At 60.8% G+C, this 7,970-nt stretch carries 7 protein-coding genes and 1 pseudogene; 4 read left to right on the forward strand and 4 right to left on the reverse strand.

Features of this window, described 5'->3' with window-relative positions; all coding sequences use genetic code 11:
- Positions 1–9 precede the first annotated feature (9 nt).
- Genes F7R20_RS28790 through F7R20_RS28805 form a run of 4 tightly spaced genes read right to left on the reverse strand, consistent with a single transcriptional unit; the run spans position 10 to position 4,191 of the window.
- Positions 10–465, reverse strand: coding sequence for a hypothetical protein (locus F7R20_RS28790; protein WP_013694301.1), 456 nt, complete (start codon positions 463–465; stop codon positions 10–12).
- Positions 462–1,799, reverse strand: a complete 1,338-nt coding sequence (locus F7R20_RS28795) for a phosphatase PAP2/dual specificity phosphatase family protein (RefSeq protein ID WP_003205968.1) — start codon at positions 1,797–1,799, stop codon at positions 462–464. Before F7R20_RS28795 ends, F7R20_RS28790 begins: the two co-directional genes overlap by 4 nt.
- Positions 1,799–3,556 carry a bifunctional alpha/beta hydrolase/class I SAM-dependent methyltransferase gene (locus F7R20_RS28800; RefSeq protein WP_003205966.1) on the reverse strand — a complete coding sequence of 586 codons (1,758 nt, stop codon included), beginning with the start codon at positions 3,554–3,556 and terminating at the stop codon, positions 1,799–1,801. The genes F7R20_RS28795 and F7R20_RS28800 overlap by 1 nt, the downstream gene beginning before the upstream one ends.
- A gap of 11 nt (positions 3,557–3,567) precedes the next feature.
- Entirely contained in the window at positions 3,568–4,191 is a 624-nt protein-coding gene (locus F7R20_RS28805; RefSeq protein WP_003205964.1) for a CDP-alcohol phosphatidyltransferase family protein, read from the reverse strand.
- 349 nt (positions 4,192–4,540) lie between these two features.
- Between F7R20_RS28805 and F7R20_RS28810 the strand changes: the two genes are divergently transcribed.
- The 4 genes and pseudogenes from F7R20_RS28810 to F7R20_RS28825 all read left to right on the forward strand — a co-directional run.
- The gene (locus F7R20_RS28810) at positions 4,541–4,948 is read left to right on the forward strand and encodes a DUF6088 family protein (protein ID WP_003205962.1); all 408 of its coding nucleotides are present in this window, start codon (positions 4,541–4,543) and stop codon (positions 4,946–4,948) included.
- Positions 4,929–5,891 carry a nucleotidyl transferase AbiEii/AbiGii toxin family protein gene (locus F7R20_RS28815; protein ID WP_027912225.1) on the forward strand — a complete coding sequence of 321 codons (963 nt, stop codon included), beginning with the start codon at positions 4,929–4,931 and terminating at the stop codon, positions 5,889–5,891. The genes F7R20_RS28810 and F7R20_RS28815 overlap by 20 nt, the downstream gene beginning before the upstream one ends.
- A gap of 102 nt (positions 5,892–5,993) precedes the next feature.
- Positions 5,994–6,452, forward strand: coding sequence for a GNAT family N-acetyltransferase (locus F7R20_RS28820; RefSeq protein WP_003205959.1), 459 nt, complete (start codon positions 5,994–5,996; stop codon positions 6,450–6,452).
- Between the two features lie 134 nt (positions 6,453–6,586).
- A pseudogene (locus F7R20_RS28825) lies at positions 6,587–7,970 on the forward strand (type IV secretion protein Rhs); the annotation flags it as partial.

Genomic DNA, 7,970 nt, shown 5'->3' on the forward strand with positions numbered 1-7,970 from the left:
GAGGATTCCTTATCCTGAGAAAGCTAGCCAGGGACTGGCCAGGATGAAGCCCAGCGTCAAGACAACTTGTGCAGCCAGCAACCGCGATTGCCGGCGCAGCAGCAACAACGCGCCGTGCCGGCGTTCGGTCCACAGACGGCCTGCACGTGCGGCCGGTTGCAGGCCCAGCGAGGTGAGGGCCTGGTCCAAGGTATAGGTGCGTTCGGCCAGGGATTGGGTGCTGTCAGCCATGCGCTGGAACAGATCGGCATCGAATGCCACGCGCAGCGCCCAGTATTTCTCCAGCACGCCGAGGACGATCAGTACGGCACTCAACAGCAGCAACCACGGATCGATAACGCCCACCAGCCATTGGCCCAGTCCTACCAGCGCTGCCAGCAGCGTCAGCCCGGTGGACAGCTGATCCAGCGAATGGCCCCGGCGCAACAGACTCGCCACGGTGTGGAGCTCCATATCAGTGATCATGGATATTCCCCCTGTGCTGTGGATAACTGTTCCAGCGCGCGACGGTGCGCCGCGTGCAAGACGATACGCGGTCGAGCGCGCTGGATTTGCACGATCGCCGCGTCAACGTTCGCTGCCCGCCCACTGTGCAACAACCAGGCAACTACCGCCGTGGCGCTGCGCGAATAACCCAGGGCGCAGCAGACCAGCACCGGTCCGTGCTGGCGCAGGCTTTCGATGGCTTCTGCCGCTTTCAGGCATTGCTCGGCGGTCGGAGCGGTCAGGTCGAGCACCGGCAATGAGCGATAGGCGACGCCCGTGCTGTCCATGGACAGTTCTGCGCAGAGGTCGAGCACCCCGGTAAACGCACTGTCCTTCAGCTCCATCGGCGTGGGGATGCGCCCCAGCCAGACGTTATCCGCCACCTGGTCCGGCTGCGGATGCCTGCGCGTCCAACTGCGCGAATTGATCCACGCCGCCGCCAGATAAGGCGCCAGCAACCAACGCGCCGCCGGACTCAAGCGGCCGTCGGCACGCTTCTGGAAACCGTCGGCACCGAACAACAGGTAATTCAGCGCCACCATGAGCACCGCGACCGCCGGCCAGATCAGCCAGAGCCACGCGCCGCCGAAGGCAAACGCCGGGATGAACAGCGCCGCCGCGCCCAAGCCATAACGCAAGGCCAAGCGTCGGCGGGCAGGATCTACCGCCAGCCGCGCACTCAGCAGCGGACTCGGACGGTCCAGCGGCCACAGCCAGACACACAGCCAACCGGCCAGCGCGCCCGTGGGCAGGTCAATGAAGTGATGTTGATAAGTGGTCAGCACCGACACGCCGATCAACGCGAACCAACCGTGCATCACCCAGCGCCAGAAGCCCTGCAGATGCCGCTGATAACAGACCCACAGCACCACCAGCAACGCGATGTGCAGCGACGGCGCCTGGTTGAACGGCTTGTCGAAACCCGCCAGCACTTCGAACAACCAACCGAACACCCCGTCCATTTCCGGACGGGGGAAGGTGAAGCGCAACGGCCAGAGCAGGAAGCAACTGACCGCAATCGCCTGGGCCGTGAGCAGGCGCAAGGCGTGGCGCTTGAGTTCTTCGCGGCTGGTGGGCAACAGCAAGGACAGGCCGTACAGCAGATCAATCGACCAGTAAGGCACGATGGTCCAGGCCATGAACGGCATGTGGCTTTCCCAGGCGAACACCAGCGTGCCGACGTCGTCACGCTGGGACGTGACCCAGGTGGCGAAGCCATAGGTGGTGAAGAACAGCGGCGCCAGCAACAGCAGCCACAGCACCGCCGGTTTCAGCAGTGCGGGCTCGCGGGCCGAGGCGATGACGGCGCTCATTACTGCACTCGCTGGGCCAGCGAAACGCTGAAAATGCCCCATTCATCGACCCGCAGGGTGATCTTGCGGAAGCCCGCCGCCTCAACCAATTGATCCATCTCTGCCTGGGTGCGTCGACGCATCACCCAGGCCTGACCTGCGCGGTGGCTGGTGAGGGCACGGGCGATCAGCTCCAGTTGCGGGTGCCACGGCTGGCCGGTGTAGACCAGGAAACCGCCAGGCTCCACGGCTTCGGCCAGGCCGGCGAGGGAGCCACCGACCAGTTGGTTGTCGGCAAACAACTCGTACAGGCCCGACACCACGGCGAGGGTTGGTTTCGGTTCCAACGCTGCCAGATCCTGGCGGTCGAAGGCATCGCCTTTGACGAATCGGGCGATATCGCCCAAGCCTTTTTCCACGATCAGCGCACTGCCGTCGCGCACGTTGATGTCGCTGTAGTCGCGCAGCAGGATCGACTCGGGCAACGGGCTGACGCCTTGCAGCGCTTCGAGAATGTAGCGGCCATGGCCGGCGGCGATGTCGACGATGCGCACCTCGCGGTCTTGGGCGCGCAATTCGGCCATCGCCAGGCGCAGCAATTCCTCGACGTTCAGCTTGCGTTGGCGAATGCCGCGCCAGCCGATGGAGTTCAGGTAGTTCTGGTCAATCATCTTGCCCAGCGCCGAGGTGCCGGTGGGGCGGTTGCGGTAGACGTAATCCAGGGTACTGCCGGAGTCGAACCCGGTGTCGAAGCCCAGCTTCACCCCGGCCGACAACTTGCTGCCAAAGCGCATGCTGGCGCGGGTCATGCGCCAGTAGAGGTCGCGCAACGAGTTGTGCGGCAGCGGCGTTGCCAGGGTTTCGGCTTCGGCGCAGGTCGCGCCCAGGCGATCGGCGTCGAGCAGGGAAGGGCGGTCCAGCGGTCGGGCAAAGTTCTGCAGGATAAAGCGGCGGGCACTGGCAACGGCCGGCGCGCGGTTCTTCTCGCCGAGGGTGTCGTGGAAGAAACCCGGCAGGATGTGCTTCTCTTTGTGCAGGCTGCCCAGGCGCTCGAAGAACTGCTCCTGGGGTTTGCGGTGCACGACAAAGTCCGAGCCGGAGATCAACAACTGCGTTGGCACCTGGATCGCCTGGGCATCGGCCACCACGCGGTCGGCGGCTTCGTACAGGCCCAGCAGCACGTTCACCGAAATGGCCTTGGTGATCAACGGGTCGCTGTCGTAGGACGCCACGCGCTCCGGGTCATGGCTGAGGAATTTCGCCTTGACGTAGCTGTTGACGAAGAAGTTGCCACGCAACTTGCGCATCAGCGCCAGGCCCGGACGGGCGAATGGCACGTAGAGCTTGACCTTGAACGCCGGCGACGCCAGCACCAGCGAGCGAATGCGCGGCGCGTAGTCGTGGACCCAGGTGGACGCGATCACCGCGCCGACACTTTGTGCGACCACGGCGATGTTTGCTTCGTCGATCTGATGCGCCACGCCGATGTGATCGCAGAAGGTCTGCACATCCCGCGCACTGGCGGCAAAGCTCGGGCTGTCGCCTCGTTCGCCAGGCGACTGGCCATGGCCGCGTGCGTCCCAGGCAAAGAAGTCGAACCCGGGCAGGTCCAGTTCATCCACCAGGTGCGCAATGCGCCCGGAGTGTTCATGACCGCGATGAAACAACAACACAGCCTGGCGGGGCTCACCCGCCGCCGCGTCGACAGCCGGCCAGTGCCGGTAGAACAACTCCACGCCATCGTGGGTGGTGAACGTCAGTTCCTGGGCTTCGCGCATTGCAAGTTCCTTTATGCTGAGGGAGCGTTTTCCTTCACTTGGCTCAGGCCATGACGGACCCGATTGACCAAGGTATAAACCAGCAGGGCGGCAACCACCGCCATCACACCATCTACCCAGAGCGCCCCGAGCCAACCCAGGGCAATGCCGGTCGCCAGCACGCCCAACACAAAGGCGCGATCACTCTTGCCCATCGGCCCGTCATACCGCCGCAAAGCCCCCACCATCGCCCCGAGCACGCCGGCGTATTCGCTGAACAGCGCCAACAGCGTGACCAACAACACGAGCAACAGACTGGTATCGGCAAACAGGGCAAAAGGCAGGATCAGGGCAGCGTCGGCGATGATATCGCATAGCTCATTGAGGTAGGCGCCCAGATGCGATTGCTGACCAAACTCCCGCGCCAACATGCCGTCCACGGCATTCAACGCCATGCGCAGGATCATCCAGATCGGCACCAGGACGAAGATCCACGGATGGTTGGCAAACCAGGCGATGACCGCGCCGACCAATACCGAAACGATGCCGGCGAGCACCGTGACCTGGTTGGCGGTGACACCGTTGTTGTAGAGGCGTTGAACCATGGGGCGCAGCAGATTTTGAAAGGCGGGCTTGAGTTGGTAGATGGAGGGCATCGGGGTGAGATCTCGGCCGGTTGCGGGGCTGGGCTTATACAGGTGCGAGATTACGATAGGTTGAAGGGTTGCAGGCGGGTATTTCTCGAGAATGCGCGCGGGTAGGCATCTAAAACCAATGACCTGTGCAAGAAATAGCCAATGTGGGAGCGAGCAAGCTCGCTCCCACAGGTTTTGTGCCTGAAATGAATTGTGCGCTGTGCATGCGATCCTGTTTCAAGGCTGCATTGGCCGATGTTTTGACTCTGATTTATACTGAGCGAATTGTGAGCACTATTTGTATTTAAATCTCCTTATAAAACAATTTGTTGAGAGTTAATTTTTGTTAGGTGCTGCCGGGAGGTAAGTCATGGTTATCGAAGAGCGGCTTAAAAGGTCAATCGCCTTGCGAAAGGACGATGTGTTTCTACGCTCCGAGTTTTCCGACTTTGGCAGCCCCGCGCAGGTATCCCGAGCGCTGCGTCATCTGGTGGCCAACGGCGTACTGGTCAAGCTCGGCGTGGGTGTGTTCGCAAAGGCCAAGGCCAGTGTCCTTACGGGCAAGCCGATACCGGTTCGCCCCCTTGAAGTCCTGGCACCTTTGGTTCTGCAAAAGCTTGGCGTGAAGATCACGGCGGGACGCGCAGTGCGTGAATACAACGCCAGCGATAGCTTGCAGCTACCCGCCGGCATCGTTTTTGACACGGGGTCACGGCGTATTAATCGCAAGCTCGGCTTCGGTGGTCGGTACGTCGTTTATGAAAATCATCACGCCTGAACAGGTCGAGTTAATCGATGCGGTGTTGGCTGAGGTTGATGTCGGACTACTTACGGCTAGCATCCTTGAAAAAGACGTCCACGTGACGGATGCTTTGCAAGCTCTGATGGGGATGCGGTTTCCAGGTGTTCGCCTGGTGTTTTGCGGTGGTACAAGCCTATCGAAGGCTTACCAACTGATCGAGCGTATGTCTGAGGACGTCGACTTAAAGATCGTTTTGGACGAGCCTGATGCGTTAAGTGCCTCGGCTCAGAAGCGGCATCTCAGCAACCTGAAAGCTCAGGTCTGTCATGTCCTCGCCGGTCTCGGTTTTGAGGAAATCGTGGAAGCGCGTGTTGCCCGGAATGAAAACCGATACTTCGCCAGTCGTTGGCAATATGCCCCGCAATACCCTCACGACACCAGTTTGCGCCCTTATCTAAGTCTTGAGCTGACTGCGCGAATCCCACAGTTTGAAGTGACTCAGCAGCCGCTGGAATACCTGGTCAATCGACTCGCCGCAAGGTCTGGGCGATTGGACGATATTGCCTGCGTAGCGGTCGAGGAAACGCTTGCGGAGAAAGTCATTTCGTTTCTTCGCCGCTATGCCCAACACCAAGCCGGAGCCATGCTTCAGCCATGGGACGATACATTGGTGCGGCATATCTATGATGTTTACTGCATAAGCCGTGGCGATCCCGCTGTTGGCGAACGAGCCGCTCTCGGTTTCAAACGTCTGGTGGAGTTTGATGCGCTCGAATTTGGTCGGCAGTTTCCTCCATTTGCTGACGATCCGGGAGATGTCATGCGGAGCGCTCTCCATCAGGCGAGTTCGGATGCGCTGATTCGTAGCCAGTACGACGCGAAGCTCATGCCGCTGATTTTTGGCAATGTCCGCCCGAGCTTTGATGAAGCTTATGTCGTGTTTCGTCTGCACGCCGAAGCGTTGATTCGGACACTGTGAAACTCTCGGATCATAAACGGGTTAAGGGATTCTGCACGCGGGTGTCTTCTTTCGAGCAAAGCGGGTCAGTGGCCGGCTGACTAAATACAAGGAGTGTTTCAAATGCTGCAAATGGATTGGCTCACTAACCACATGGATAAAAGCGACCAGATGGCCGAGTGGCTCCATCGGGAATTCAGTTATGAATTTGCCCAGCAATCGCTCGCCAGTTGGCAGCAGGAATTCGCTGCGGGGCAGCACGATGGCCGCTGGAAGTGCCTGATCGCCATGGAACACGACCAGTTGCTCGGCGGCGCTTCACTGGCCGGCCACGACCTGCCTGACCGGCCAGAGCTGGGCCCATGGCTGGCGTGTGTGTTCATCACCCCAGAGGCTCGACGCAGAGGGCTTGCAGCGCAGTTGATCGAAGGCATATGCAACCATGCGCGAGAGGCTGGAATCATCACCTTGTTCCTGCACACCCACAGCCAACGTGATTATTACGCCAAGCTGGGTTGGGACGTGCTGGAGCGCTTTGAGGCTTGGGGGAAAGGGCAGTGGCTGATGGCTCGGTGTTTATAGTCATCGGCGGGTTTTCCACGCCAAGCGTCTAAATTTAGCGAATCGCCCTACATCCATTCCCTCTTTTCCTGACTTATTTCTCTCGCCATCGCAGGCAGAGTCTCGCGCCCACTCCTGCGCCGCGAGCTGCCTGCATGCCCAACTACGACAAAACCCTTGCCCAAGGCAACGTCATTGGTTCGCTGGTGATGGCAGTCATGGACCCCGAGCAGCCGGATGTCGAAGCAGTTTTCCGGGATTTTCGAACCTGCCTGAACGACTACGACTCTTGGGCTGAAAGCTTCTGGGCCGGTTGGGCGCTGGATCTTGAGCAAGTGTTCAAGGTCGGCAATGAGGTTTCCCTGGCCGCGCCGAAAAACCTGGATAAACCCATCAGCGCCACGGTGGTGGCTTGTCCGGCGGAGGGGCCGCTGACGCTGGTGCACATGTTCCAGGCGGCGCGCTTCGTGCCGATTGGCGACACGCCGGTGATGCTGGAACCGGTCATTGGGGGCGAGCCAGGGCAGGAAACTTTCGGTGAGCCGATCCATCACGTAATCGGCCCCAGCGGCATTCTGGAAGTCCCTGAGTGTTGGCGAGGCCAGCGTTATCGCATCACCTTTTTCCCCCATGTCACGGCTGATCACGTCAAGGCGTTGTACGCGTCTTACCAAGGCGTGATCGACGAACTCGAGGGCTGGCTGAAAGCGGAGTGGGAGCAGTTTCAACCGCTGTGGACGGAGTTTTCCGAGGCCGGGTTTCTCGAGCGTTACAGCGCGTTGCAGCAAGCCGATTGGCGCGGCTTCAAAAATGCCCTGCATCAGCTGTGGGACGACGTTAAACAGGTTTTCGGGCTGCTGGCCGACTTGCAGGCCAACAGCGAAAAGTTGTTGGAGTACCTGACTCAAGTCGAGCTTGAACAGCTACTGAGGGCGTCCTCCGAGGCGATCGCCAAAGGGCTGATGGTGTTGAGCGACGAGCCGTTGCTCTTCGTCCACGTGGCCGCGTTCACCAGTTGGGTGCGAATGTTGCCGCCTCAGTACGTGGCCGAAGTTGTCGGAGAGCTGCGCGCCTCGGTACTGATCAATTTCCTGCTGATGCGTTTGACCGGGGGGCTGGGCCTGGGGCTGCGCATGAGCGGAAACGTGCTGGGCCGGGTCCGCTCCGAGCGGGCCCGGGAGTGGTTGCTGGCGTCGAGCCTGAGATTGGGCCAACTCGCCCCTGACCGGCTCAATCAGCATGCCGATGTGCTCAAACCGTTGGTGGTCAGCCAGCGCGGACCTTTAAAACCGACGCCTGTCGGACCTTTGCACATCACCCCCGAACACTCTGCCCCCCTGTCCGTCAGCAATCCAGCCGCCGTGGCGCGGGAAAAATCCCAGCCCTCTACACGCCTGAGCGAGCACGAACCCCACGACGACGCCCCGGCCCAGTCGAAAAACCCCAACGGCGACAGCGCCGACACTGCGGCCCAGACCCAGACCAGCGGCTGCCCGGTGTCGATGGTCACCGGCGAAGAACTGCTGACCCTCGACGACG

The organism is Pseudomonas brassicacearum subsp. brassicacearum (genome assembly GCF_008801605.1).
GTDB classification, from domain to species: domain Bacteria; phylum Pseudomonadota; class Gammaproteobacteria; order Pseudomonadales; family Pseudomonadaceae; genus Aquipseudomonas; species Aquipseudomonas brassicacearum.